Source organism: Gordonia zhaorongruii (genome assembly GCF_007559005.1).
Classification (GTDB): domain Bacteria; phylum Actinomycetota; class Actinomycetes; order Mycobacteriales; family Mycobacteriaceae; genus Gordonia; species Gordonia zhaorongruii.
Window position 1 is genome coordinate 1,145,124 of the sequence record NZ_CP041763.1, and the last position, 23,980, is coordinate 1,169,103.

At 66.6% G+C, this 23,980-nt stretch carries 25 protein-coding genes and 1 tRNA gene; 9 read left to right on the forward strand and 17 right to left on the reverse strand.

What is annotated here, in order from left to right; genetic code table 11:
• Positions 1-7 precede the first annotated feature (7 nt).
• A complete protein-coding gene (gene acpS, locus FO044_RS05145) occupies positions 8-403 on the forward strand; it encodes a holo-ACP synthase AcpS (RefSeq protein WP_132993764.1) in 396 nt (131 codons plus the stop codon).
• Here the strand turns inward: acpS and FO044_RS05150 are convergent.
• Together FO044_RS05150 and bcp are read right to left on the reverse strand one after the other, a co-directional pair.
• Positions 394-1,044, reverse strand: coding sequence for a TetR/AcrR family transcriptional regulator (locus tag FO044_RS05150; protein WP_132993763.1), 651 nt, complete (start codon positions 1,042-1,044; stop codon positions 394-396). The genes acpS and FO044_RS05150 overlap by 10 nt on opposite strands.
• Positions 1,045-1,055: 11 nt before the next feature.
• Positions 1,056-1,529: a thioredoxin-dependent thiol peroxidase gene (gene bcp / locus FO044_RS05155; protein WP_132993762.1), complete on the reverse strand. Its 474-nt coding sequence runs from the start codon at positions 1,527-1,529 to the stop codon at positions 1,056-1,058.
• A gap of 97 nt (positions 1,530-1,626) precedes the next feature.
• Here bcp and FO044_RS05160 point away from each other — a divergent pair, with 97 nt between their 5' ends.
• The 4 genes from FO044_RS05160 (at position 1,627) to FO044_RS05175 (ending at position 4,868) form a co-directional block, all read left to right on the forward strand.
• A complete protein-coding gene (locus FO044_RS05160; RefSeq protein WP_132993761.1) occupies positions 1,627-1,848 on the forward strand; it encodes a DUF3618 domain-containing protein in 222 nt (73 codons plus the stop codon).
• 97 nt (positions 1,849-1,945) lie between these two features.
• A tRNA-Lys gene (locus FO044_RS05165) sits at positions 1,946-2,018 on the forward strand.
• A 417-nt stretch (positions 2,019-2,435) separates the two neighbouring features.
• Entirely contained in the window at positions 2,436-3,656 is a 1,221-nt protein-coding gene (locus FO044_RS05170) for a L,D-transpeptidase (RefSeq protein ID WP_132993829.1), read from the forward strand.
• Between the two features lie 72 nt (positions 3,657-3,728).
• The gene (locus FO044_RS05175; RefSeq protein WP_132993760.1) at positions 3,729-4,868 is read left to right on the forward strand and encodes an acyl-CoA dehydrogenase family protein; all 1,140 of its coding nucleotides are present in this window, start codon (positions 3,729-3,731) and stop codon (positions 4,866-4,868) included.
• A gap of 6 nt (positions 4,869-4,874) precedes the next feature.
• On the opposite strand, the gene FO044_RS05180 is transcribed toward FO044_RS05175, so the two are convergent.
• On the reverse strand, positions 4,875-5,615 hold the full coding sequence (locus tag FO044_RS05180; protein WP_132993759.1) for a YggS family pyridoxal phosphate-dependent enzyme: 741 nt from the start codon (positions 5,613-5,615) through the stop codon (positions 4,875-4,877).
• Positions 5,616-5,636: 21 nt separating this feature from the next.
• Between FO044_RS05180 and FO044_RS05185 the strand changes: the two genes are divergently transcribed.
• The 3 genes from FO044_RS05185 to FO044_RS05195 are packed head-to-tail and all read left to right on the forward strand — an operon-like array spanning position 5,637 to position 7,999.
• Positions 5,637-6,152 carry a nuclear transport factor 2 family protein gene (locus FO044_RS05185; RefSeq protein ID WP_132993758.1) on the forward strand — a complete coding sequence of 172 codons (516 nt, stop codon included), beginning with the start codon at positions 5,637-5,639 and terminating at the stop codon, positions 6,150-6,152.
• Positions 6,153-6,162: 10 nt separating this feature from the next.
• Positions 6,163-6,963, forward strand: coding sequence for a bifunctional hydroxymethylpyrimidine kinase/phosphomethylpyrimidine kinase (thiD, locus tag FO044_RS05190; RefSeq protein WP_132993757.1), 801 nt, complete (start codon positions 6,163-6,165; stop codon positions 6,961-6,963).
• A gap of 16 nt (positions 6,964-6,979) precedes the next feature.
• On the forward strand, positions 6,980-7,999 hold the full coding sequence (locus tag FO044_RS05195; protein ID WP_132993756.1) for an LLM class flavin-dependent oxidoreductase: 1,020 nt from the start codon (positions 6,980-6,982) through the stop codon (positions 7,997-7,999).
• 5 nt (positions 8,000-8,004) lie between these two features.
• Here FO044_RS05195 and FO044_RS05200 read toward each other — a convergent pair whose 3' ends face one another.
• Positions 8,005-8,598, reverse strand: coding sequence for a Type 1 glutamine amidotransferase-like domain-containing protein (locus tag FO044_RS05200; RefSeq protein ID WP_132993755.1), 594 nt, complete (start codon positions 8,596-8,598; stop codon positions 8,005-8,007).
• 79 nt (positions 8,599-8,677) lie between these two features.
• On the opposite strand from FO044_RS05200, the gene FO044_RS05205 reads away from it, so the two are divergent.
• Positions 8,678-8,929 carry a 4a-hydroxytetrahydrobiopterin dehydratase gene (locus tag FO044_RS05205; RefSeq protein ID WP_132993754.1) on the forward strand — a complete coding sequence of 84 codons (252 nt, stop codon included), beginning with the start codon at positions 8,678-8,680 and terminating at the stop codon, positions 8,927-8,929.
• 59 nt (positions 8,930-8,988) lie between these two features.
• Here FO044_RS05205 and nuoN read toward each other — a convergent pair whose 3' ends face one another.
• Genes nuoN through FO044_RS05270 form a run of 13 tightly spaced genes read right to left on the reverse strand, consistent with a single transcriptional unit; the run spans position 8,989 to position 23,978 of the window.
• Positions 8,989-10,632, reverse strand: coding sequence for an NADH-quinone oxidoreductase subunit NuoN (gene nuoN, locus FO044_RS05210; RefSeq protein WP_132993753.1), 1,644 nt, complete (start codon positions 10,630-10,632; stop codon positions 8,989-8,991).
• Positions 10,632-12,209, reverse strand: coding sequence for an NADH-quinone oxidoreductase subunit M (locus tag FO044_RS05215; RefSeq protein WP_132993752.1), 1,578 nt, complete (start codon positions 12,207-12,209; stop codon positions 10,632-10,634). The genes nuoN and FO044_RS05215 overlap by 1 nt, the downstream gene beginning before the upstream one ends.
• Positions 12,206-14,107 carry an NADH-quinone oxidoreductase subunit L gene (gene nuoL / locus FO044_RS05220; RefSeq protein WP_132993751.1) on the reverse strand — a complete coding sequence of 634 codons (1,902 nt, stop codon included), beginning with the start codon at positions 14,105-14,107 and terminating at the stop codon, positions 12,206-12,208. The genes FO044_RS05215 and nuoL overlap by 4 nt, the downstream gene beginning before the upstream one ends.
• Before the next feature lie 4 nt (positions 14,108-14,111).
• Positions 14,112-14,411 carry an NADH-quinone oxidoreductase subunit NuoK gene (gene nuoK, locus FO044_RS05225; protein ID WP_132993750.1) on the reverse strand — a complete coding sequence of 100 codons (300 nt, stop codon included), beginning with the start codon at positions 14,409-14,411 and terminating at the stop codon, positions 14,112-14,114.
• On the reverse strand, positions 14,408-15,187 hold the full coding sequence (locus FO044_RS05230) for an NADH-quinone oxidoreductase subunit J (RefSeq protein WP_132993749.1): 780 nt from the start codon (positions 15,185-15,187) through the stop codon (positions 14,408-14,410). The genes nuoK and FO044_RS05230 overlap by 4 nt, the downstream gene beginning before the upstream one ends.
• Entirely contained in the window at positions 15,184-15,687 is a 504-nt protein-coding gene (nuoI, locus tag FO044_RS05235) for an NADH-quinone oxidoreductase subunit NuoI (protein ID WP_132993828.1), read from the reverse strand. The genes FO044_RS05230 and nuoI overlap by 4 nt, the downstream gene beginning before the upstream one ends.
• Positions 15,687-16,988: an NADH-quinone oxidoreductase subunit NuoH gene (gene nuoH, locus FO044_RS05240; protein WP_132993748.1), complete on the reverse strand. Its 1,302-nt coding sequence runs from the start codon at positions 16,986-16,988 to the stop codon at positions 15,687-15,689. The genes nuoI and nuoH overlap by 1 nt, the downstream gene beginning before the upstream one ends.
• Positions 16,985-19,408 (reverse strand): NADH-quinone oxidoreductase subunit G, encoded by a 2,424-nt coding sequence (locus FO044_RS05245; protein ID WP_132993747.1) that lies wholly within the window; start codon positions 19,406-19,408, stop codon positions 16,985-16,987. The genes nuoH and FO044_RS05245 overlap by 4 nt, the downstream gene beginning before the upstream one ends.
• Positions 19,405-20,754, reverse strand: coding sequence for an NADH-quinone oxidoreductase subunit NuoF (gene nuoF, locus FO044_RS05250; protein ID WP_132993746.1), 1,350 nt, complete (start codon positions 20,752-20,754; stop codon positions 19,405-19,407). The genes FO044_RS05245 and nuoF overlap by 4 nt, the downstream gene beginning before the upstream one ends.
• A complete protein-coding gene (gene nuoE / locus FO044_RS05255; protein WP_132993745.1) occupies positions 20,751-21,401 on the reverse strand; it encodes an NADH-quinone oxidoreductase subunit NuoE in 651 nt (216 codons plus the stop codon). The genes nuoF and nuoE overlap by 4 nt, the downstream gene beginning before the upstream one ends.
• Positions 21,398-22,717, reverse strand: coding sequence for an NADH dehydrogenase (quinone) subunit D (nuoD, locus tag FO044_RS05260; RefSeq protein WP_132993744.1), 1,320 nt, complete (start codon positions 22,715-22,717; stop codon positions 21,398-21,400). The genes nuoE and nuoD overlap by 4 nt, the downstream gene beginning before the upstream one ends.
• Entirely contained in the window at positions 22,717-23,427 is a 711-nt protein-coding gene (locus tag FO044_RS05265; RefSeq protein ID WP_132993743.1) for an NADH-quinone oxidoreductase subunit C, read from the reverse strand. Before FO044_RS05265 ends, nuoD begins: the two co-directional genes overlap by 1 nt.
• Positions 23,424-23,978, reverse strand: a complete 555-nt coding sequence (locus FO044_RS05270; RefSeq protein WP_132993742.1) for a NuoB/complex I 20 kDa subunit family protein — start codon at positions 23,976-23,978, stop codon at positions 23,424-23,426. Before FO044_RS05270 ends, FO044_RS05265 begins: the two co-directional genes overlap by 4 nt.
• Positions 23,979-23,980: the final 2 nt, after the last annotated feature.

The following is a 23,980-nucleotide window of genomic DNA, read 5'->3' on the forward strand; positions in this document are numbered from 1 at the left end:
GCATCGCGTGAGCGTGGTCGGTGTCGGGATCGACATGGTCTCGGTGCCCGACTTCGCCGAGCAACTCGATCGTCCTGGCTCGTCGTTCGCCGGCCGGTTCTCGGTCGGCGAACGGCGGGACGCGGCCGAACGGACCGGTGAGTCCGCCCGCCACCTCGCCGCTCGCTGGGCCGCCCGCGAGGCGGTGATCAAGGCGTGGTCGTCGAGCCGGTTCGGTCTCGCGCCCGTGCTTCCGGAGACCGCCGTCAACCAGGTCGAGGTGTGCTCGGACAACTGGGGGCGTCCGCGCGTCCGGCTGCACGGCGAGCTGGCTGAGCAGATCGGTCACCTGAGCATCCACGTCTCACTCACGCACGACGGTGACATGGCGGCTGCGGTGGCGATCCTGGAGGATCAGTCGTGACCGGCCGGATCCTGAACCGCTGGATCCCGAACCACTGAATCCTCGAGCATCAGGTACCCGGCCAGCATCCGCTTGAGTTCACCGACCACCTGATCGTGGTCGTGGCGGTCCTGGACGGAGAAGCTCAGCAACGAGTAGGCGGCGTGCACCAGCACCTCGGCCATCATCTCGCGCCGCGCCCGTTCCGAGGTGGGAGTCAGCGGGGCCAGGATGCGGGCCACCTTCTCGGCGAGGATCTTCTCGGTGATCGACGCGGTCTCGCGGGTGGACGGGGTGGACTGCACAGCAAGCCAGACGGCTCGCCGCGAGGGGTCAGTCCGCCACAGTTCCGCGAGGTGGTCGAGGAACTTCTCGAGAAGCTGCGGCCACTCCAGTGAGGGGATCTCGTCGGCGAACGCCGATAACTCCTCGCTGACCGCAGTGGTGTCCTGGCGGTCGAGTTCGCACACCACGACGTACTTGTTGGCGAAGTACTGGTAGATGGTGCCGATCGGAAGGTCGGCGCGCTGAGCGATGTGCTCGCTCGTGAGCGACTCGAACCCGACGTCGATGAGGACCTCACGGGCGGCGGTCAGGATGGCGTCGAAGGTCCGGCGGCTGCGTTCCTGCGTCGGCCGCTTGCGCGGCACCAACTCGGGCATCGCGCAGTACGTCAGACCGACAGGTCGCGACGCAGCTTCGCGACGTGACCGGTGGCGCGGACGTTGTACTGAGCAGCCTCGATGACGCCGTTCTCGTCGATGAGGAAGGTCGAGCGGATGACGCCCTGGACGACCTTGCCGTAGAGCTTCTTCTCCCCGAACGCGCCCCACGCGGTCAGCACCTCCTTCTCCGGATCGGAGAGGAGGGGGAAGGTCAACCCGTCGCGTTCGACGAACTTGGCCAGCTTGGCGGGCTTGTCCGGGGAGATACCGACGACATCGATTCCCTGACCGTTCAGATCGGACAGGCTGTCGCGGAAATCGCATGCCTGCTTGGTGCAGCCGGGCGTCATCGCGGCCGGGTAGAAGTACACGATCACTTTGCGTCCTGCGTAGTCCGCGAGCGACACGGACTCCTCGTTCGCGTTCAGAAGGGTGAACCCGGGGGCCTTGTCGCCGACCGTGAGGCGTGCATTCTCCGACATACCGCCAGGCTATCCGATGATCTGACGACCCCCACTCTGTAGGCTCGAACACGATCGAGACTCATACGCAGTTGCCGTCGAAACGAGGAGGACGACCGTGGCCGGGGAAACCGAACGGATCGAGCAGGACATCGCACAGGCGCGAGAGGAGCTCGCAGGCACGCTGGACAAGCTCGCTGAGCGTGCCAACCCGCAGCGTCTGGCCGACGATGCGAAGACCCGGGCCAGCGACACGCTGAGCAAGCCTGCGGTGAAGTACGGACTGATGGGTGCCGGTGCTCTGGTCGTCGTCGTGGTGGTCCGCAAGATCTTGAAGTGACCGCTTCGCGCCCGGTGAGATAGGGCGAATCATGCCGGTGACCACCCGATTTTGGTTCTGGGTCACCGTGCTGTTAATGTTCTTTCTCGCAAGGCAAGCGCCATTAGCTCAATTGGCAGAGCAGCTGACTCTTAATCAGCGGGTTCGGGGTTCAAGTCCCTGATGGCGCACATTCACGAGACCCCGTCCGGATCACTTCGGACGGGGTCTCGTCATTTCGGGGCTCTTCGCCGACGGACCTCTACGTCCACTCGACCCTGAACGTCGGTCAACGGGATTAATCTCACCGATGTGATCCTTTTCGCTCGCTGTGGTCGGAGTCGGTGAGTGTCGGTAATGTGGCGTAGAACACCGCGTGAACGAGTACACGCAGGTCATTTGCACGATCTTCGTAACGGTGCTGGTCTGCGCCTCGATGAACCGGGCGATGAGTCCGGGCGCTGAGTCGCTTCAACGACACCGCGTGGGCCGATCGGCAGCGGTTGACGGGCGCCGAGTCTCGTACAATCTAGGCAACTGGATTACGGTCCACTTTCGGGTCCACCGGCCACTGACCGGCGGACAGTGAGAACAGGTTTGGGAGCATGATGGGCAACACTTCGAGCGGCAGTCGTCGACCAGGCGTCAGAGCGGCTGCCGTTGCATTTCTCGTGGCGTTGACCGCCTTCGTGTCGGCATGCAGCAGTGTGACCGGCGATTACGAGAACGAGGTTCACGCGAACGGCGAGTTCGGCGACATGATCAAGCCGGCCATCGCCGTGACCGACGAGGATGGGCAGCCGCTCGTCAAGGACGAGCTCGGCGTGCAGCCGGGTCACCCGATCGTGGTCAAGGCATCCGAAGGTGCGCTCACCGACGTCAAGATCAAGAAGTTCAGCGGTGGGTTCATCGAGGGCGAGCTGAGCGAAGGCGGCTCGGTCTGGACCAGCACCGAACCGTTCGGGTACGGACGCTCCTACGACGTGAATGCGGTCGCCACCGGTGTCGGTGGTCAGACCAAGAGCACCACCTCGTTCAAGACCCGTTCACCGAACAACGTCACCGTGGCCTACATCGGCACGCCGGACGGCGCGACAGTCGGCGTCGCGCAGACGATCGGCGTTCGGTTCGACGAGCCGATCACGGACCGCAAGGCTGCGCAGAAGGCCATCAAGATCACCACCAACCCCGAGGTCGACGGCGACTTCTACTGGATCAGCGACAACGAGGTCCGCTGGCGGCCCAAGGAGTTCTGGAAGCCGGGCACGAAGGTCGACGTGAAGGTGAACATCTTCGGTATCGACCTGGGTGACGGTGTCTACGGCCAGGACAACGCCAAATCGAGCTTCACGATCGGCCGTGCGCTGGAGATGACCGCCGACGACAACACCAAGCTGGTCACGGTCAAGCGCGACGGCAAGGTCATCCGCACGATGCCGACCTCCATGGGTAAGGCGGCGGCCCCGACCGACAACGGCGTGTACATCATCGGCGACCGCCTGCCGCACATCATCATGGACTCGTCCACGTACGGCGTCCCCACGAACTCGGCCGACGGCTATCGCACGCCTGTCGATTTCGCGACGCAGATGTCGTACAGCGGCATCTATCTGCACTCGGCCCCGTGGTCGATGTGGGCTCAGGGAAACACGAACACCAGTCACGGTTGCCTCAATCTGAGTCCGGCCGATGCTCAGTGGGTGATGCAGAACACGCTGCGCGGCGATCCGGTCACGGTGAAGAACACCGTGGGACCGACGCTGCCCGGTACCGACGGCCTCGGTGACTGGAACATCCCGTGGGAGACGTGGTCCAAGGGGAACGCATAACCCGACCGTGTCATCGAGCGGTGTTAGTATCCGTGCGTTACGAAAACCTCACTCGAGATTGGTATGGACTCCATGGCTCGTCCCTCCTGGGAAGACGACGACCTGACTGCTCTGCGTGAAATGGCGCGCGCCTTCTGTGAGAAGGAGATCGCGCCGAACACCGAGCGGTACATCGAGCAGCACGGTGTCGACCGTGGCCTGTGGAACAAGGCGGGGCAGCTCGGCCTGTTGGGCATGTCGATCCCGGAGGAGTACGGCGGCGGAGGCGGTACCTTCGCCCACGAGGCCGTGCTCATCGAGGAGCAGGCCCGCGTGGTCGACTCGTCGTGGGGGCAGGCCCTGCACAACGGCATCGTCGCTCATTACGTGCTCGGTTACGGGTCCGAGGAGCAGAAGAAGAAGTGGTTGCCGAAGATGGCCTCCGGTGAGGTAGTCGGCGCGATCGCGATGACCGAGCCAGGCACCGGTTCGGACCTCCAGAACGTGAAGACCAAGGCCGTCAAGGACGGCGACGACTACATCATCGACGGCTCCAAGACGTTCATCACCAACGGCGGCCAGGCCGACCTCGTGATCGTCGTCGCCAAGACCGACACCTCCGAAGGCGCCAAGGGCATCTCGCTCATCCTCGTCGAGACCGACCGTGAAGGATTCAGCCGTGGCCGGATCCTCGACAAGGTCGGCATGCGCGGTCAGGACACCGCCGAACTGAACTTCACCGGTGTTCGCGTGCCGCAGTCGAACCTGCTGGGGGAGCAGGAGGGGCTCGGTTTCATCCAGCTCATGCAGCAGTTGCCGCAGGAGCGTCTCATCATCGCCGTCGGATCCGTCGCAGGCATGGAGTCCGCGCTCGAGAAGACCCTCGAGTACACGAAGGAGCGCACGGCCTTCGGACGTCCGGTGTTCGGATTCCAGAACACCAAGTTCAAGCTCGCGGAGGTCGCCACTGAGGCGCGCATCGCCCGAGTGTTCCTCGACGACTGCCTCGAGAAGCATCTGCGGGGCGAACTGGACATCCCGACCGTCGCGATGGCCAAGTGGTGGACCACCGAGCGTGCGATGCAGGTCGCCGATACCTGTCTGCAGCTGTTCGGCGGCTACGGCTACATGAACGAGTACCCGATCGCTCGCATGTGGGCCGACAACCGTGTGCAGATGATCTACGGCGGAACCAACGAGATCATGAAGGAGATCATCTCCAGGTCGCTGTGATCCGGTTCAGGACGGCCAGTAGTACGAGTCGGAAGTCGGCCGTGCGCCGAATATCGCCTGACCGACGCGGACGCATGTCGCGCCCTCGGTAACCGCGAGTTCGTAGTCGCCGGACATGCCCATCGAGAGGTGCCCGTCGCCGATCAGTCCGGGATCTTCGTCTCGAATCCGATCGCGTAGATCGCGGAGGAGTGCGAAGCACGGCCTCACCCGATCGGCATCGTCGGAGAACACGGCGAGCGTCATGAGACCGCGCACGCGTAGCGACGTGAACTGCGGCAGCGCCCGCAGCAAGCCGGGCAGATCAGCGGGGGACAGGCCGTACTTGCTCTCCTCTCCGGACGTATTGACCTGTACGTAGACGTCGAGGGCCCGGCCGGCCGCTTGCAGGCGGCGGTCGAGGGCCTCGGCGACGCGCAGACTGTCGAGGGCCTGGAATTCGGAGGCGAAGGCGGCGACGTTCTTGGCCTTGTTGGTCTGCAGGTGTCCGATCACCGACCATGCGACGTCGCGATGAGCCAGGTTCGCATGCTTGCGTTCGGCCTCCTGCACCTTGTTCTCGCCGAGCTCGGTGCAGCCGGCCGCGATCGCGAGCTCGACGCGCTCCTCGGGCACGGTCTTACTCACCGGAAGCAGCCGGACATCGGCGGGAAGCCGTCCGGCCCGCTCGGCGGCCGCGTCGATACGGGCCCGGACGTCGGCGATATTGGCGTGGAACTCGTCGATGGTGGTGGCGGTCGGGTACATGCCAGCAGCATAATTCGTCGCATGGACGATGCAGCGGCCCGAGTAACGGCACAAGTGGAGCGACTGGAGGCGATCGAGGAGATCAAGCAGCTCAAACACAGGTACTGGCGCGCGTGCGACGCGAAGGACCCCGACGGATTCCGCGATTCGTTCATCGCCTCCGGTGCCGTGATCGACTACGGTCCACTGGGGCGCTTCGACGACGCTGCACCGATGGTCGAGATCTTCCGGCGATTCGCGCTGGCTCGGGCGGACGGCCGATACGCGGTTCTCGACATGCATCACGGCACCCACCCGGAGATCGAGCTGACCGGCCGGGATTCGGCTCGCGGCCGATGGTCGCTCCGCTTCCGCCAGATCGATACCGTCGGTCGCACCGAGACGGTGTCCGTGGGGGAGTACGACGACGAGTACGTCCGGGAGAGCGGCCACTGGCGGATGTCGGTGTGCCGGTTCACGCAGCGATGGTCGCTCACCCGGCCGCTCGGCGACGATGCGGCGATCCGCGAAGGGGACTTCTGCAAGCCAGGCGAGTAAATTCGGGGTCGTGGTTGATTTCGCATATGTGATCGCCGGCTCGGAAGCCACCGGCGGAGCCGGCATCCAGACGGACCTCAAGACGTTCCATGAGCTGAGCGTGTTCGGACTCGGCACTATCACGTGCATCGTGTCGTTCGACCCTAAGGCCGACTGGGGTCATCGATTCGCGCCCGTGGAGCCCGGCGTGATCGCCGATCAGATGGAGGCGGCGACCGCTGCATACGATCTCGACGTCGTGAAGATCGGCATGCTCGGGACGCCGAAGACCATCGACGTGGTCGCCGACGGCCTCGGGAAGCAGTCGTGGCGCCACGTCGTGCTCGATCCGGTGCTGATCTGCAAGGGGCAGGAACCGGGCGCGGCCCTCGACACCGATCAGGCGTTGCGGGACAAGATCCTTCCCCACGCGAGCGTGGTGACGCCGAACCTCTTCGAGGCGACCGTCCTGTCGGGCATGGAGTCGATCGAGACGGAGGGCGACCTCATCGAGGCCGCCAAGCGGATCGGTGAGCTGGGACCCCGGTACGTCCTCGCCAAGGGCGGCGTCGAACTCCCCGGCGACGAGGCCGTGGACGTGTTCTTCGACGGTGACGACGTCACCGTGCTGCGTGCACCGAAGATCGGCACGGAACGCGTCTCCGGTGCCGGTTGCACCCTTGCCGCAGCGCTCACCGCAGAGCTGGCTAAGGGCCGACCTGCGCTGGATGCGGCTCGTCGCGCGAAGGTGTTCACCAGCGCCGCCATCACCGGCCGGGTAGGCGGACATCTGCCGTTCGAAGCCGTGTGGCAGGGCATCGCCCGGGGCTGACTGTGAAGGGACATCTGTGAAGAAGATCGGCTTCCTCTCGTTCGGGCATTGGTCCGACGCGCCCGGATCGCAGACGCGAACTGCTGCGGACACGTTGATGCAATCGGTCGAATTGGCCGTTGCCGCAGAGGAACTGGGCGCCGACGGCGCCTACTTTCGGGTGCACCACTTCGCGCGTCAGCTGGGGTCTCCGTTCCCGTTGCTCGCGGCGATCGGTGCTCGCACCAGCCGCATCGAGATCGGTACCGGAGTGATCGATCTCCGTTACGAGAATCCCCTGTACATGGCCGAGGACGCGGGCGCTGCGGACCTGATCGCGGGTGGGCGGCTCCAACTCGGTCTCTCACGAGGGTCACCGGAGCAGGTGATCGAGGGATACAAGTACTTCGGCTACGCGCCCGGGGACGGGGAGAGCGACGCCGATATGGCGCGTCGGCATGCCGAGGTCTTCCTGGAAGTGCTCTCGGGCAAGGGCTTCGCCGAACCCAACCCGCGGCCGATGTTTCCCAACCCGCCCGGTCTGCTTCGGATAGAGCCGTATTCGGAAGGACTGCGCGAGCGGATCTGGTGGGGCGCAGGGTCGGATACCACCGCACGGTGGGCCGCGCAGCGCGGCATGAACCTCATGTCGTCGACACTCAAGGACGACGAGTCGGGCGAACCCTTCCACGTGCAGCAGCGTAAGCAGATCGAGGCGTTCCGCGACGAGTGGGCGCAGCACGACCACGGCTTCGTACCTCGCGTTTCGGTGTCCAGGTCGATCTTCGCCATCACGACCGACATGGACCGGCGGTACTTCCTCGGCGGAGACGGTCGGAACGATCAGTTCGGAGTCATCGACAACACCCCGTCGGTATTCGGTCGCTCGTACGCCGATGAACCGGACCGGTTGGTGGAATCACTGCGCGGAGACGAGGCGATCGCCGCTGCCGACACACTGCTCCTCACGGTGCCGAATCAGCTCGGCGTCGACTACAACACCCACGTGCTGGAGTCGATCCTCGAGCACGTCGCGCCCGGGTTGGGTTGGCGCTGACGCCGCTACCGGCTCGGTACGACCCGCTGAGCGCCGCTTTCCACCAGCAGGGCCTGGTCGTCATCGAGAGCAAGCAGCTCGAATCGTGCGCCGAACGTGGACATGGTCGTCGCGATGAGATCAGGCGGGTACGACGGCAGCATCCCTCCCGCGTGCGGGATCGGAACCGAATCGATCCACCCGAATCCCCTGGTGCTCGCGAGTTCGGGGGCCTCGGAGGGGTCGTCCATCAGGCCGGCAGGCCCGATGTCGGGGCCGGCGATCACCGAACCCGCACTGAGCCCGATGTAGGGGAGCCCGTCGCGAACGCGGGCGTCGAGGATCGCGTCCGCACCGCTCGCGCGGAGAGTCTCGAGCACCGAGAAGGTGTTTCCGCCGCCGACGAACACCGCGTCGACCGAATCCAGTGACTCCGCGAACTCATGGACGCGTCGTCCGTGTGCCGGTGTGTCGACGACGTGGTAGCCGAGATCGGACAGAAGTTCACCACCTGCACCGTCGACGACGCCGACCGTCACCTCGTGGACAGGTCTGCGGACGCTCTCTGCGACGAATCGGGGCACTGCGCCGGCGCCGAGGGACAGCAGTAGGAGATGCACGTGCTTCAGCCTGTCAGAAGGGTGCGGACATTCGCTACGGACCGTTGCGTGATGACGCGTTAGCGGTGACCATGGAGTCATGGAATGGGTAGAGACGTCGTCCGGACTCGTCGCGACCTTCACGACGGGCTCCATGGTCCGTGGCCTCGAATTCGTCACCCGGATCGTGGATGCTGCTGAAGCCGCGAACCATCACCCCGACATCGACTTGCGTTACGCGGTGGTCCGCCTCGTCCTGGTCTCGCATGACGTCGGCGACCAGATCACCGACCGCGACCATGCGCTTGCGCGTGAGATCTCGGGAATCGCGTCCGAGATGGGTATCGAGTAGGTCTCAGGCCGTCGTGGAAGCAAACGCAGCTAGAGGACGCAGCAGTCGCCTGACCTAGTTCAGCGTACGAACGTCGAGATGTCGCCGACCAGGTTGAGCAGTGGCGCCGGAAAGACTCCCAGCAGCAGCGTCAGTCCGGCGCTGATCGCGATCGGAACAGTGGTCAGCAGGCTCGGTGCCCGCACTGTCGGAGCGTTGCCCGGACGGTCGGCGAAGAACATCGCGACGATCACCCGCACGTAGAAGTAGGCGGCGATCGCGCTGCACACCACACCGACGATCACCAGCGGCCAGGCGCCGGCGCTGCCCGCGGCACCGAACACCGCGAACTTGGCGATGAAGCCGCCGGTGAGCGGGATGCCGGCGAAGGAGAGCAGCAGCAACGACATCATCGCGCCGACGAGCGGATGCTCACGGCCGAGCCCCGCCCAGGCGCTGATCGCGGACTCCTCGCGGCCCGTCGCGTCGCGCACCACGCTCAGCAGGGCGAACGCGCCGAACGCCGATACCGCGTAGATCGCGATGTAGAAGAGCGTCGCAGCGAGGGCGTCGTCGCTGATGATGATGGCACCGACGAGGGCGAATCCGACGTGGCTTACCGACGAGTAGGCGAGCATGCGCTTGATGTCGGACTGGGTGACCGCCATCAGCGTGGCGACGACCATCGTGGCGATCGCGACGGTCCAGAGCGCGGGCCGGGCAGTGTCCTGCAGATCCGGGAACGCGACATGGAGCACCCGGAGCAGGGCGCCGAACGCCGCAGCCTTGGTCGCCGACGCCATGAGCGAGGTGACCGGCGTGGGCGCGCCCTGGTACACGTCCGGTACCCACGAACCGAACGGGACGGCGCCCACCTTGAACAGCAGTCCGACGGCGATCAACGCGAGGGCGATGACTCCGAGGCTCTTGTCATCCGCAGTGTTCAGGGACGTCCCGATGTCGGCCAGCGAGAGGGACGCGCTCGCACCGTAGGCGAAGGCGGTGCCGAACAGGAAGATCGCCGACGCGAATGCTCCGAGCAGGAAGTACTTGAGTGACGCCTCCTGGGACAGCAGCCGCCGTCTGCGGGCGAGTCCGCACAGAATGTACAGCGGCAGCGACAGCACTTCGAGCGCGATGAACATCGTGAGCAGGTCGCCGCACGACCCGAACAGCATCATCCCGCCGACGGCCAGCAGCGTGAGCGGGTACACCTCGGTGGTGAGGAACCCGGCCCGGCCGGCGGCGAGCTCGTCCGCCGATCCGGGCACCGTCGCGCCGGACGGTGTGAAGGCGTCCGCCGGCAGGGCGTCGTCGCTGGACCCGTCGGTGTCGGATGCGCTGCCGCCCACGGAGATCGGCTGTCCGGCAGCGGTTCGTACCTCCACGGGAGCCCACACACGGTCCAGTCGGCGTTCGCCCATGAAGGCGACCGCGCCGAGCGCGACCAGCAGCACCACACCCTGCACGAAGAGTCCCGGCCCGTCGACGAGCACCGCACCGGACATGAGCGTCCGGGTCTGCGCGGAATCGTCGGTGGCAGAGGATGCGACGAAAGCGAGTGCGATCACCGCGGCGATCAATCCACCGCCCGAGAGCCACAACTGGATGCGGTAGCGGAAGGCGGCAGGCGCGAAGGCTTCGACCAGCACGCTCAACACGGCGACCCCGAACACGATCAGCATCGGTGAGAGCCGGAAGTAGTCGATATGCGGTGCGATCATCACTCACTCCTCGCCACAGTGGGAGCCGGGTCGACGGCGGACTCGACGTAATCGAGGATCAGCCGCGGGAAGAAGCCCAGGGCGACGAGTGCCAGGATCAGCGGTGCGACCACCAGCTTCTCCCTGAGACACAGATCGGTGATCGGCGGCCGGCCCGCGTCCTCCGGTTCGGGGCCGCCCATCATCCGCTGGTAGGTCCACAGGATGTAGACGGCCGAGAGCACCAGGGCAACCGATGCAGCGATCGCAGCGATCGGATAGCGCGTGAACGTGCCGATGAGTACGAGGAACTCGCTGATGAACGGGCCCAGTCCGGGAAGGGACAGGGTGGCCAGTCCGGCGACGAGGAACGTCCCGGCCAGCACCGGTGCGATCTTCTGCACGCCGCCGTAATCGGCGATGAGCGCACTGCCGCGCCGGGACACCAGGAATCCGGCGATCAGGAAGAGCGCGGCCGTCGAGATGCCGTGATTGACCATGTACAAGGCGGATCCGCTCTGCCCCTGGGCGGTCAGGGCGAAGACGCCGAGGACGATGAAGCCGAAGTGGGAGATCGACGTGTACGCGATCAGCCGCATCACGTCGCGCTGACCGATCGCGGCGACCGCGCCGTAGATGATGCTGATGACGGCGAGCGTGCAGATCACAGGTGCGAAGGTCTCCGAGGCCTCCGGGAACATGCCGATGCAGAATCGGAGCATCGCGAAGGTTCCGACCTTGTCCATGACGGCCATCATCATCACGGCCGCCGCCGGGGTGGTGGAGACGGCGGCATCGGGAAGCCAGGTGTGCAACGGCCAGAGCGGCGCCTTCACCGCGAACGCGAACACGAACCCGAGGAACAGGAGATTCTCGGTGGCCGACGACATCTCGAGCGAGCCGTCGGCGACGGCACCGGAGATGGCCTCGAAACTGAAGGTGCCCGCGACGACGTAGACACCGATCACTGCGGCCAGCATGATCAACCCGCCGAACAGGTTGTACAGCAGGAATCGGACGGCTGCCGGTGAGCTCTTCTTTCCGAACCCGCCGATGAGGAAGTACATCGGCACGAGCATGGCCTCGAAGAAGATGTAGAACAGCAGGACGTCGGTGGCGACGAAGCTCATCAGCACCATCGCCTCAACTGCCAGGAGCAGTGCGACATAGATGTGGACCGACTTCCCGCGGGCCGGTTCGGTCCCTTCCCCGTCTGTGCTGTGTCCGTCGGCATCGTCTCCGTCAGCATCGTCTCCGTCGGCATCGCGCCAGCCCGCGAGCAGCAGGAGCGGAGTGAGTACGACGGTCAGCAGAATCAGCGCCAGTCCGATCCCGTCCAGTCCGAGCGAGTAGCGAGCACCGAAGGTGGGGATCCAGCTGATGTCCTCGGTCATCTGAAAATGGACCCCGGTGGCGGCGGCGTCGGCGGGCGATGTGTCGAAACGGGCTGTCACGATCAACGCCCACACCAGGACCAGAACCGATGCGCCGAGGCCGACGACCTTCGCGTTGTGCGCGCGTTGCGACGGCAGGAACATGATGACCGCCGAAGCGACTGCCGGAATGAGCCACAGGATGGTCAGCCAGGGCATCGTCATAGTGCGTTCACCACCATCGTGAGTGCGGCGATCACCACGGTGCCGCCCAGAATCGACAAGGCGTACGACCGGACGTACCCGTTCTGCGCGCGACGCGAGAACTCCGACGCGCCGGTCACGGCCGTGCCGACGCCGGTGGGGATTTCGCCGAGTCCGCGGTCCTCGACGTCCACGAGCCTGTCGGTGAGCAGAGCTCCAGGCCCGGCGAACACCCGCTCGTTCACTGCGTCGCCGTAGAGGTCGGCGCGCGCGGCGACGGTCAGGGCCGAGACGTCGTCGGGCGCGGTCTCCGGAACGGGGGTGCGGCCGTACTGCAGCCAGGCGACGACGGCGCCGGCCGCCACGCAGACCAGGACTACGACCGTCACGGCCCACGCCGGGATACCGCCGTGGTGCTCGGGAGCGTCGCCGACGACGGGGGCGAGCCAGTCGGCGAGCCGACTGCCGACAGCGAGGAGCCCGCCTGCGCCGACTGAGCCGATCGCGAGCGCGATCATCGGGCCGGTCATCGAAGCCGGGGCCTCGTGCGGATGAGTGCCCTGTCTCCAGCGCTCGGGTCCGAAGAAGGTCAGCACCATCACGCGAGTCATGTAGAAGGCGGTGATGCCCGCACCGATGATCGCGGCGCCACCGAGCAGGATGCCGCGAGTTCCGCCTTCGGCGAGGGCTGCCTCGATGATGCCGTCCTTGGAGTAGAAGCCGGAGAGCGGCGGGACGCCGATGATCGCGAGGTATCCGAGACCGAATGTCGCGAAGGTGATCGGCATCGCCGACCGCAGCCCGCCGAACCGGCGCATGTCGGTCTCGTCGTCCATCGCATGCATCACCGAGCCCGCGCCCAGGAACAGTCCGGCCTTGAAGAATCCGTGAGTGAGCAGGTGCAGGATCGCGACCGCGTACCCGGCGGGACCGAGGCCGGCGGCGAGGATCATGTATCCGATCTGGCTCATCGTCGATGCGGCGAGCGCCTTCTTGATGTCGTCCTTCGCACAGCCGACGACGGCGCCGAACAGCAGCGTCACCGCGCCGATCACGACGACACCCGTCTGAGCGTTCGGCGCGAGGTCGAAGATCGGCCCGGAGCGGGTGATCAGGTAGACGCCGGCGGTCACCATCGTCGCCGCGTGGATGAGTGCCGAGACCGGGGTGGGGCCCTCCATCGCGTCGCCGAGCCAGGCCTGCAGCGGTACCTGCGCGGACTTTCCGCACGCGGCGAGAAGCAGCATGAAACCGATGCCGGTGAGCGTCGCCTCGCTCGCGCCGGATGCGTCGCTGAAGACGTCGTCGAAGTTCACCGATCCGAAGGTGGAGAACATCAGCATCATGGCGATCGCCAGGCCCATGTCGCCGACCCGGTTCATCACGAACGCCTTCTTGGCCGCGGTGGCCGCTGACGGCTTGTGCTGCCAGAAACCGATCAGCAGGTACGACGCCACGCCGACGCCCTCCCAACCGAGATACAGGCCGAGGAAGTTGTTCGACAGCACCAGCACGAGCATCGCCGCGACGAAGAGGTTGAGGTAGGCGAAGAACCGTCTGCGGTCCGGGTCGGTCGCCATGTATCCGATCGAATAGATGTGGATCAGTGATCCGACCACCGTGATCAGCAGGACGAAGCACATCGACAATTGGTCCAGGCGCAGCCCGAAGTCGACCTGAAGCTCGCCGACCGGCACCCACGAGTAGAGCGAGCTGTCCGCGGTGCGCTCGCCTGCATTCCGTCCGGTCATGGAGATCCACATGATCACCGCGAGCACCGCGGACGCACCGGCCAGGCCGGTGGCGAGCAGGTGACCCCAGCGGTCCGACCTTCGACCGGAGAGAAGGAGCAGCGCCGCACCGAGGCCGGGGAGCGCGGGGATCAGCCAGAGCAGGCTGCCGGTGACATCCTGGGTCATCTCGTCACCGCCTCAACAGGTTGGCGTCGTCGACGGAGGCGGACCGTCGCGTGCGGAAGATGGTCATGATGATGGCCAGGCCGATCACCACTTCGGCGGCCGCGACCACCATCGTGAAGAACGCGATCACCTGACCGTCGAAGCTGCCGTGCATGCGCGCGAAGGTGACGAACGCCAGATTGGCCGCGTTCAGCATGAGTTCGACGCACATGAAGACCACGATCGCGTTGCGTCGGAGCAGCACTCCGGACGCGCCGATCGCGAAGATGATCGCCGACAGATACAGGTAGTTGTCCGGGTTCATCGGTTCTCCAGCTTCCGGGCCGCGCGCCCCGACTCGGGGAGCCGCGGAGTCAGACGCTGATTGACCGAGGCCCGCGACGGGCGGCCGTCCGGTTCGAGTCCGGGGATGTCGACGGCGTTGTGCCGGGCGAAGACTCCGGGCGCGGGGAGCGGTGTGACGTGTTCGCCGCGCGCGACCCGGTCGATCGACTGCTCGCGCTGCCCGCGCACCGGACCCGCGGCTCGGCGATGCGCGAGAACCATCGCGCCGAGTGTCGCCGTGATCAGCAGGGCTCCGGTCAGCTCGAAGGCCCACAGATAGTCGACGAACACGATCTCGGCCAGCGCTCGGACGTTGGCGTTGCCCCCGCCGGGCGAGGTGCCGTTGCTCGCGTCCGGGGCGCCGACGAACGGCGCGAGCGTCGCCGTGCCGATCGCCGCCACCAGCAGCACGCCGAAGCCCGCTGAAACGCCGACCGCGACCAGCCGCTGCCCTTTCACCGCTTCGACGAGCGAATCCGCGGAGTCGACGCCGATCAGCATGAGAACGAACAGGAACAGCATCATCACCGCGCCGGTGTAGACGACCACCTGGACCACACCGAGGAACAGTGCGCCCTGCATCACGTAGAACACCGCGAGGATGATCATCGTCATCGCCAGGAAAACCGCCGAGTACACGGCCTTCGGGCTCAGAACCACGCCGAGGGCGCCGATCACCACGATCGCGCCGAGCACCCAGAAGGTGATTGCCTCGGTACCGGAGGTGACGGCGAGCTGATCGGCGAGAACCCTCACGTCACCTCTCCGCGGTAGTAGTCCTCGGCGCGCGTGCCCGGTGCCATATCGTGCGGTGGCTCGGTCATGGCGTCGTCGAGCGGTGCCAGCAGTTGGTCCTTCTCATAGATCATGTCGGCGCGGCTGGTCGCCACCATGTCGTAGTCGTCGGTCATGGTCAGAGCCCGCGTCGGACACGCCTCGATGCACAGACCGCAGCCGATGCACCGCAGGTAGTTGATCTGGTACACGCGTCCGTACCGTTCACCGGGCGAGTAGCGCTCGTCGTCGGTGTTGTCGGCGCCCTCCACGAAGATCGCATCGGCCGGGCACGCCCACGCGCACAGTTCGCAGCCGATGCACTTCTCCAGGCCGTCCGCGTACCGGTTCAACTGGTGTCGGCCGTGGAACCGGGCGGGCGGTTCCTTGTGCTCCTCGGGGTACTCCTCGGTGACCGGCTTGCGGAACATGGATGCGAATGTCACCCCGAAGCCTGCGATGGGCTTGCCGAAATCGGGCATCATCTGACTCCTTCCTGGTCGAGGGGCCGGTCCGCGAGGCTCCGATCGGGGAGCGTCTGGCCGGGGAGCGGCGGGACGGGAAAGCCGCCCGCCATGGGGTCGAACGGTGCGGTGGGATCCACCGGAGGCGGCGCCGACTGGGTGGCGCGCACCCGGCTCAGTCGTCGGATGCCGAGGATGATCAGCGCAGTGACGCACACGCCGGCGGCGGCGAGGATGAGCGACGTCGTCAGCTCCGACGCATCACGGGTGGCCGTGACGATCACGCCGACCACCAGAACCCAGCCCAGTGCGATCGGGATGAGGATCTTCCATCCGAGGTTCATGAACTGGTCGTAGCGCAGCCGCGGCAGCGCGGTGCGCAGCCAGAAGAACATGAACAGGAACATCCACATCTTCACGGTGAACCAGAGGATCGGCCACCAGCCGGAGTTGGCGCCGTCCCAGATGCTGATCGGCCACGGCGCCTGCCAGCCGCCGAGGAACAGCGTGGTCGCGAGCGCCGACACGGTCGCCATGTTGACGTACTCGGCGAGCATGAACATGGCGAACTTGAGCGACGAGTACTCGGTGTGGAAGCCGCCGACGAGTTCGCCCTCGGCTTCGGGCAGGTCGAACGGTGCGCGGTTGGTCTCGCCGACCATGGAGATGGCGTAGATGACGAACGAGGGCAATGCCAGCAGGACGTACCAGTGGTGCTCCTGTCCGGCGACGATCTCGGATGTGGACATCGTCTGCGACAGCAGGAACAGCGCGGCGAAGGACAGTCCCATCGCGATCTCGTACGAGATCACCTGCGCGGTGGAGCGCAGACCGCCGAGCAGGGGGTACGTCGATCCCGATGCCCACCCGGCGAGGATGATGCCGTACACCCCGATCGAGGTGATCGCGAGGACGTAGAGAACGCCGACCGGTAGATCCGTGAGCTGCAAGGGAGTCTGGTGCCCGAACACCGATACGTTCGGGCCCATGGGGATCACGGCGAAGGCGGTGAAAGCGGGGACCACGGCGATAACGGGCGCGAGCAGATAGATCACCTTGTCGACGCCGAGCGGAGTCAGCCCCTCCTTGAGCGCCAGCTTCACACCGTCCGCGAGACTCTGCAGCATGCCGTGCGGGCCGACGCGGTTGGGGCCCACACGTGTCTGCATCCGGGCCATGATCTTGCGTTCGAGGAGGATGCCCGCGAGCACGGTGATCACCAGGAACGCGAAGACGCCGATGGCCTTGGCGAGGCTCAGCCACCACGGATCGGCGCCGAAGTCGGACAGCGTCGGGTACTGCGTCGCGGCGAGGATCATCGGGTGTCCTCGCTCGAAGCTGGAGTCGGAGCTGACGCTGGGGCGACTCGGACGACGGAGCCCGGAACGGCTTCCAGCGAGGGGTAGAGGCGGGAACCGGGCGAGTTCATCGGCAGCCAGACCGTCGCATCGGGCATATCCGTGACGACCAGTGGCAGAGTGACCGCACCGTGCTCCGTCGACACGGTGAGCGGTTCGCCGTCTGCGACTCCCGCCGCTGCGGCCGCTGCGGCCGACATCCGGGCGACAGGTCGGTGCGCGGTACCGGCGAGGTGGGGTTCGCCGTCCTGCATCCGGCCCAGATCCAGAAGCATCCGCCACGAGGCGAGGACGGCGAAACCGTCGGTCGGGTCGGCGGCGACGGTGGAGCTCGGTGCCGTCGGTGCGTGCCGGTCGCCACGCCACGCGCCGATGCGCCCGAACTCCTGGTGGATGGCGTTGGCGTCGTCGCACCCGAGGTCGGTGCCGGCGTCTGCGGCGATCGCGTGCAGGACACGATGATCCGACAGCGGCGTGGTACCGGCGGTGGGGGCGAGCGCGGTATCGAACGGTCGCGGTCTGCCCTCCCAGTCGACGAACGTTCCGGACTTCTCGGCGACTGCGGCCACCGGAATCACCACATCGGCCAGGTCCGTCACCCGGCTGTGCCGTTGCTCCAGGCTCACCACGAACGACGCCGCAGTCAGCGCGGCCTCGGCCTTCGACGGAGACGGCAGATCGTCGATCTCCACTCCGCCAACGAGTGCGGCGTCGAGTTCGCCCTGCGTCAGAGCGGCGAGAATCTGCTCGGTGGACCGTCCCGGCTCGGCGGGCGGTGCCACGCCCCACACGTCTTCGAGGTCCTCTCGCGCCTTCGCTGATTCGGCGGGTCTGCCTGCGGGAAGCAGACCGGGAGCGGCCCCTACGTCGAGGGCGCCGCGTTCGCCCGCACGTCGAGGAATCCAGGCGAGTCGGGCGCCGGTATGCGCGGCGGCATCGGCCGCAGCGGTCAGCGCACCCGGACTCGTCGCCAGGCGCTCACCGACCAGCAGGACCGCTCCCGGTTCGGCGAGGAGGTCGGCGGTGCGGGCATCGCGGAGCGCTCCGGCCTCGCGTCCCGGTATGCAGCTGATCAGTCCACTTCCGAGCTTCGCCGCACCGTCACTGCACCACGAGGCGATGGTGTGGACTCGTAAACCGTTGCGGCGAACCGCTTTGCGCAGTCGAAGGTAGACGATCGGCGACTCCTCCTCCGGTTCGAAACCGGCGAGGACGACAACGGGAGCCTTCTCCAGGTCGGCGTAGGTCACATCGATTCCCGTGCCGGCGACCCGTGTCGCGAGGAATCCGGTCTCCTCATCGGAGTGCGCCCGGGCCCGGAAGTCGACGTCGTTGGTGTGCAGGACGGTTCGGGCGAACTTGCCGTACGCGTACGCGTCCTCCACGGTCGCGCGACCGCCGACCAGCACGCCCGCATGCGTGCCGGCACGCGTCAGGCCGCGCGCGGCCACCGCCAGGGCATTGGGCCACGATGACGGATGGAGGTCGCCGTCGTCGCCGCGGACGAGGGGAGTGGTGATCCGGTCGCGGCTCTGTGTGTACGCGAACGCCCACCGGCCCTTGTCGCAGTTCCACTCCTCGTTGACCGCCGGGTCGTCACCGGCGAGCCTGCGCAGCACCCCGCCGCGCCGGTGATCGGTGCGCTGGGCGCAGCCGGACGCGCAGTGCTCGCACACGCTCGGTGAGGAGACGAGGTCGAACGGCCGAGCGCGGAAGCGGTAGGCCGTTCCGGTCAGTGCGCCGACCGGGCAGACCTGCACGGTGTTGCCGGAGAAGTACGAACTGAACGGCTCATCGGCGTACGCGCTGACCTGCTGGAGAGCGCCGCGGTCGGCCATCTCGATGAGCGGGTCGCCCGCGATCTCCTCGGAGAAGCGGGTGCAGCGGGCGCAGAGCACGCACCGCTCCCGGTCGAGCAGTACCGCAGGCGATAGTGGGACCGGCGTGGTGAAGGTGCGTTTGGGTCCGCCGAACCGGGACACCGCCCGCCCGGCGGTCATCGCCTGGTTCTGCAGCGGGCACTCGCCGCCCTTGTCGCAGGTGGGGCAGTCGAGGGGGTGGTTGATGAGCAGCAGTTCCATCACGCCGCGCTGTGCGTCCCGCGCCTCGTCGGACGAATGCTGCGTGCGCACCGCCATACCGTCGCTGACGACGGTGGTGCACGACGCCATCGGTTTGCGCATGCCCTCGACGTCCACCAGGCACTGCCGGCACGCGCCGACCGGATCGAGGAGCGGATGGTCGCAGAAGCGGGGGATGTCGATGCCCATCGCCTCGGCGGCGCGGATCACCAAGGTACCCTTCGGCACGGCGACCTCGGTCCCGTCGATGGTGAGGTGCACCAGGTTGTCGGAGTGCTGGGTGTGCTCGGGGCTGGTCATCGAAGTCCTCCGAACGCAGTGGACCGGGCCGGGTCGAAGGGGCACCCGCCGGGGCCGTCATCGCTGGGAAGGTGAGCGAGGTACTCGTCCCGGAAGTACTGCAGAGACGAGGTGATGGGGCTCCCGCTGCCATCGCCCAGGGCGCAGAATGATTTGCCGACCACGTTGCCCGTCGTCTCGGCGAGGAGATCGAGGTCGGCGAGCGAGCCGGTACCGTCCTCGAGTCGGCGCATGATGTGCACCAGCCAGTACGTGCCCTCTCGGCACGGCGTGCACTTGCCGCACGACTCGTGCTTGTAGAACTCGGTCCAGCGGAGCACCGCCCTGACCACGCACGTCGTGTCGTCGAACAGCTGCAGGGCCTTCGTGCCGAGCATCGATCCCGCTTCGGCGACCCCCTCGTAGTCGAGTGGGACGTCGAGGTGCTGATCGGTGAGCATCGGCGTGGACGAGCCTCCGGGGGTCCAGAACTTGAGAGAGTGTCCGGCCCGAATGCCACCCGCGCGGTCGAGGAGTTCGCGGAGCGTGACCCCGAGTGGAGCCTCGTACTGTCCGGGGCGGCTGACGTGGCCCGACAACGAGTAGAGGGTGAAGCCGGGCGACTTCTCGGTGCCCATCGACCGGAACCAGTCGACGCCGTTGCGCGCGATCGCCGGAACGCTGGCGATGGATTCGACGTTGTTCACCACGGTCGGACTCGCATAGAGGCCCTCGGTGGCCGGGAACGGAGGACGCAGCCGGGGCTGTCCGCGACGTCCCTCCAGCGAGTCGAGGAGGGCCGTCTCCTCGCCGCAGATGTAGGCGCCGGCCCCGGCGTGGATCACCAGATCGAGACTGAATCCGGAGCCGAAGATGTTCCGGCCGAGGAGCCCGGCTTCGTAGGCCTCGTCGACCGCGCCGCGCATCCGGCGGATCACCGAGGCGACCTCGCCGCGCACGTAGATGAATGCGTGCCGTGCCCCGATCGCGTAGGCCGCGATGATCGCGCCCTCCACGAGTGTGTGCGGGGTCATCAGCATGAGCGGCATGTCCTTGCACGTGCCAGGCTCGGACTCGTCGGCGTTGACCACCAGGTAGTGCGGCTTCGGTCGCTCCTCGCCCTGCGGGATGAACGACCACTTCAGGCCCACCGGGAATCCGGCGCCGCCACGTCCGCGCAAGCCGGAGGCCTTCACCAACTCGATCACCTCGGCAGGGGACAGCCGCAGCGCAGACTTCAGGCCCTGATATCCGTTGCGGCGCACGTAGTTCCGCAACAGCCACGGCTCGTCGTCGGTCCAGTGGCGGGACAGGACGGGCGCCTCGGCGGGCTCGTGTTCGCCGGACGGCTGGTCGATGACTATCACGGTCGGCGCTCCTGCGGCAGGCCTGCCAGCAGGCGGGCCGTCTGCCGGAACGTGCACAGTGTCTTCGCCCCGCGGCTCGGAGCGGGCGGATTACCGGCGCGCAGGTCGTCGACGAGTCGCGCCGCCGACTCCGGAGTCTGCGCATCGTAGAACTCCCAGTTGACCATCATCACCGGGGCGTGATCGCACGCTGCGTTGCACTCGATTCGCTCGAGGGTCACCGTTCCGTCCTCGGTGGTCTCACCCGGCCCTATCCCGAGATGCTCGGCGAGGTCGGCCGCGATGACGTCGCCTCCGAGAACTGCGCACAGGGTGTTGGTGCAGACGCCCACCAGGTACTCACCGGTGGGCTCGCGACGGTACATCGTGTAGAAGGTCGCGACGGAGGCGACCTGAGCGGCCGTCAACCCCAATTGCTCTGCGCAGAAGACGATCCCGGCGCGGGTCAGATACCCGTCGTGGCTCTGCACCAGGTGCAGGAGGGGGAGCAGCGCCGACCGCGACTGCGGGTAGCGGGCGATGACCAGCTCGGCCTCGGCAGCGAGTGCGGCGGTGTCGTCGGCGGAGTACGACGCCGGACCGTCGAATTCGATCGGCGGGGCGGGCGGTGTCCGAGTGGGCAGTTCAAGGAAGACCGGTTCGCTCATCGGTCGACGCCTCCCATCACAGGGTCGATGCTGGCCACCGCGGTGATGACGTCGGCGATCAGGCCGCCCTCGCACATCGCCGCCACGGCTTGCAGGTTGGTGAACGAGGGGTCCCGGAAATGCACTCGGTACGGTCTCGTGCCGCCGTCGGAGACGACGTGCACACCGAGTTCGCCCCGCGGCGACTCGATCGACACGTACGTCTGTCCGGCCGGCACGCGCATGCCCTCGGTGACGAGTTTGAAATGGTGGATCAGCGATTCCATCGAGACGCCCATGATCTCGGCGATGTGCTCGGGTGAATTGCCGAGCCCGTCCGGTCCCACCGCGAGATCGGCGGGCCACGCCAGCTTGCGGTCCGCCACCATCACCGGCCCGGGTTCCAGCGCGTCGAGCGCCTGCCGGATGATGCGGATCGACTGCTTCATCTCCTCGATGCGGACGAGGTAACGACCGTAGGCGTCGCACGTCGTATCGGTGATCACCTCGAAGTCGTACTTCTCGTAACCGCAGTAGGGGGCGCTCTTGCGGAGGTCGTAGGGGAGTCCGGTGGACCGCAGTACCGGCCCGGTGATCCCGAGCGCCATGCAGCCGGTCAGGTCCAGGTACCCGACCCCCTGCGTGCGGGCCTTCCAGATGTAGTTCTCGCTGAGGAGCGCCTCCACCTCGCCGATCTCGGCCGGCAGCGCGTCGAGGACCTCGGTGATCTTGGCCGGTGCATCCTGCGGCAGATCGGCCACCACCCCGCCCGGCCGGATGAAGGCGTGGTTCATGCGCAGACCGGTGATCGATTCGAAGAGGTCGAGGATCTTCTCGCGCGCGCCGAAACCCAGGAACATGGTCGTCACCGCACCCAGTTCCATCCCGCCGGTGGCCAGCGCGACCATGTGCGACGAGATCCGGTTGAGCTCCATCAGGATCACGCGGATCGCGTTCGCACGATCCGGCACGTCGTCGGTGATGCCGAGCAGCTTCTCCACGGCCATGCAGTAGGCCGTCTCGTTGAAGAACGACGATAGGTAGTCCATCCGCGTCACGAAGGTGACGCCCTGTGCCCAGTTCCGGTACTCGAGGTTCTTCTCGATCCCGGTGTGCAGGTAGCCGATGCCGCAGCGCGCCTCGGTCACCGTCTCGCCCTCGATCTCCAGGATCAGCCGCAGCACGCCGTGGGTCGACGGGTGCTGCGGTCCCATGTTGACGATGATCCGCTCGTCGCCGGGATCGGCCGCCGCGCGCTCGGCGACCGCGTTCACCACGTCCTCCCAGTCGTTTCCGGAGACGGTGAAACCGGGGGCGTCGTCGTAGGTGTCGGTCATCAGTTGTACGACCTCCGCTGATCGGGTGGCGCGATGGTGGTCCCCTTGTACTCGACGGGCACACCGCCGAGCGGGTAGTCCTTGCGCTGCGGGTGGCCTTCCCAGTCGTCGGGCATCTGGATGCGGGTGAGAGATGGGTGGCCGTCGAACACGATCCCGAAGAAGTCGTACGCCTCCCGCTCGTGCCAGTCGTCGGTGGGATAGACGCGGTACAGACTGGGGATGTGCGGGTCGGCGTCCGGGGCGCTGACATCGAGCAGAACCGAGCGGTTGTGCGTCAGCGACCGCAGCGGGTACACCGCGTGCAGTTCTCGTCCGGTCTGGTCGGGATAGTGGACTCCACTGCAGCCCAGACACAGTTCGAAGCGCAGGGACGGCTCGTCGCGCAGGGTGGCCGCGACGACGACCAGGTGCTCGCGAGCGATGTGAACCGTCATGTCGCCGTGGTGGATCACTACCTTCTCGACGGCGTCGCCGTAGGCGATCCCGCGTCGCTGCAGCCCCGCAGCGAGTTCGTCGGCGATCTCGTCGAAGTAGCCGCCGTACGGTCGTGAGGAGTCGCCCGGAAACGTGATCGGTGCGACGAGCCGGCCGTACCCGGATGTGTCCCCGGAGCCGCTGGCCCCGAACAGTCCGCGCCGAGTGCCGATCACGTCGGGTTCGTGACCTGCGCCGCTGCCCGTCTGCTGCGGGGTCGGATCGTCGGTCATCGCAGCAGCCCGGTGAACTCGATGGTCGGTTTCGCCTGCAGTGCTGCGGCCTCGGCTGCGCGGATCGCCTCCTCGCGGTGGACGCCGAGCGGCATGTCGCCGATCTGCTCGTGGAGGGCGAGGATCGCGTTGAGCAGCATTTCCGGACGTGGCGGGCATCCGGGGAGATAGATGTCGACCGGCACCACATGGTCGACGCCCTGCACCACCGCGTAGTTGTTGAACATCCCGCCAGACGAGGCGCACACGCCCATCGCGAGGACCCACTTCGGCTCTGCCATCTGGTCGTAGATCTGCCGCAGGACCGGGGCCATCTTCTGGCTGACGCGACCGGCGACGATCATCAGGTCGGCCTGGCGCGGGGAGGCGCGGAACGCCTCCATCCCGAATCGGGCGAGGTCGTACCGTCCGGAGGTGGTCGCCATCATCTCGATGGCGCAGCAGGCCAGCCCGAAGGTGGCAGGCCACAGCGAACCCTTGCGCATGTATCCGGCCAGGCTCTCGACGGTGGTCAGGAGCAGACCACCGGGAAGCTTCTCTTCGATTCCCACAG

Coding starts and splice junctions, on each gene's coding strand:
- FO044_RS05150 (WP_132993763.1), bottom strand. CDS start 1,044: ATGCCCGAGTTGGTGCCGCGCAAGCGGCCGACGCAGGAACGCAGCCGC.
- bcp (WP_132993762.1), bottom strand. CDS start 1,529: ATGTCGGAGAATGCACGCCTCACGGTCGGCGACAAGGCCCCCGGGTTC.
- FO044_RS05170 (WP_132993829.1), top strand. CDS start 2,436: ATGGGCAACACTTCGAGCGGCAGTCGTCGACCAGGCGTCAGAGCGGCT.
- FO044_RS05175 (WP_132993760.1), top strand. CDS start 3,729: ATGGCTCGTCCCTCCTGGGAAGACGACGACCTGACTGCTCTGCGTGAA.
- FO044_RS05180 (WP_132993759.1), bottom strand. CDS start 5,615: ATGTACCCGACCGCCACCACCATCGACGAGTTCCACGCCAATATCGCC.
- FO044_RS05185 (WP_132993758.1), top strand. CDS start 5,637: ATGGACGATGCAGCGGCCCGAGTAACGGCACAAGTGGAGCGACTGGAG.
- FO044_RS05205 (WP_132993754.1), top strand. CDS start 8,678: ATGGAATGGGTAGAGACGTCGTCCGGACTCGTCGCGACCTTCACGACG.
- nuoN (WP_132993753.1), bottom strand. CDS start 10,632: ATGATCGCACCGCATATCGACTACTTCCGGCTCTCACCGATGCTGATC.
- FO044_RS05215 (WP_132993752.1), bottom strand. CDS start 12,209: ATGACGATGCCCTGGCTGACCATCCTGTGGCTCATTCCGGCAGTCGCT.
- nuoL (WP_132993751.1), bottom strand. CDS start 14,107: ATGACCCAGGATGTCACCGGCAGCCTGCTCTGGCTGATCCCCGCGCTC.
- nuoK (WP_132993750.1), bottom strand. CDS start 14,411: ATGAACCCGGACAACTACCTGTATCTGTCGGCGATCATCTTCGCGATC.
- nuoI (WP_132993828.1), bottom strand. CDS start 15,687: ATGCCCGATTTCGGCAAGCCCATCGCAGGCTTCGGGGTGACATTCGCA.
- nuoH (WP_132993748.1), bottom strand. CDS start 16,988: ATGATCCTCGCCGCGACGCAGTACCCGACGCTGTCCGACTTCGGCGCC.
- FO044_RS05245 (WP_132993747.1), bottom strand. CDS start 19,408: ATGACCAGCCCCGAGCACACCCAGCACTCCGACAACCTGGTGCACCTC.
- nuoE (WP_132993745.1), bottom strand. CDS start 21,401: ATGAGCGAACCGGTCTTCCTTGAACTGCCCACTCGGACACCGCCCGCC.
- nuoD (WP_132993744.1), bottom strand. CDS start 22,717: ATGACCGACACCTACGACGACGCCCCCGGTTTCACCGTCTCCGGAAAC.
- FO044_RS05265 (WP_132993743.1), bottom strand. CDS start 23,427: ATGACCGACGATCCGACCCCGCAGCAGACGGGCAGCGGCGCAGGTCAC.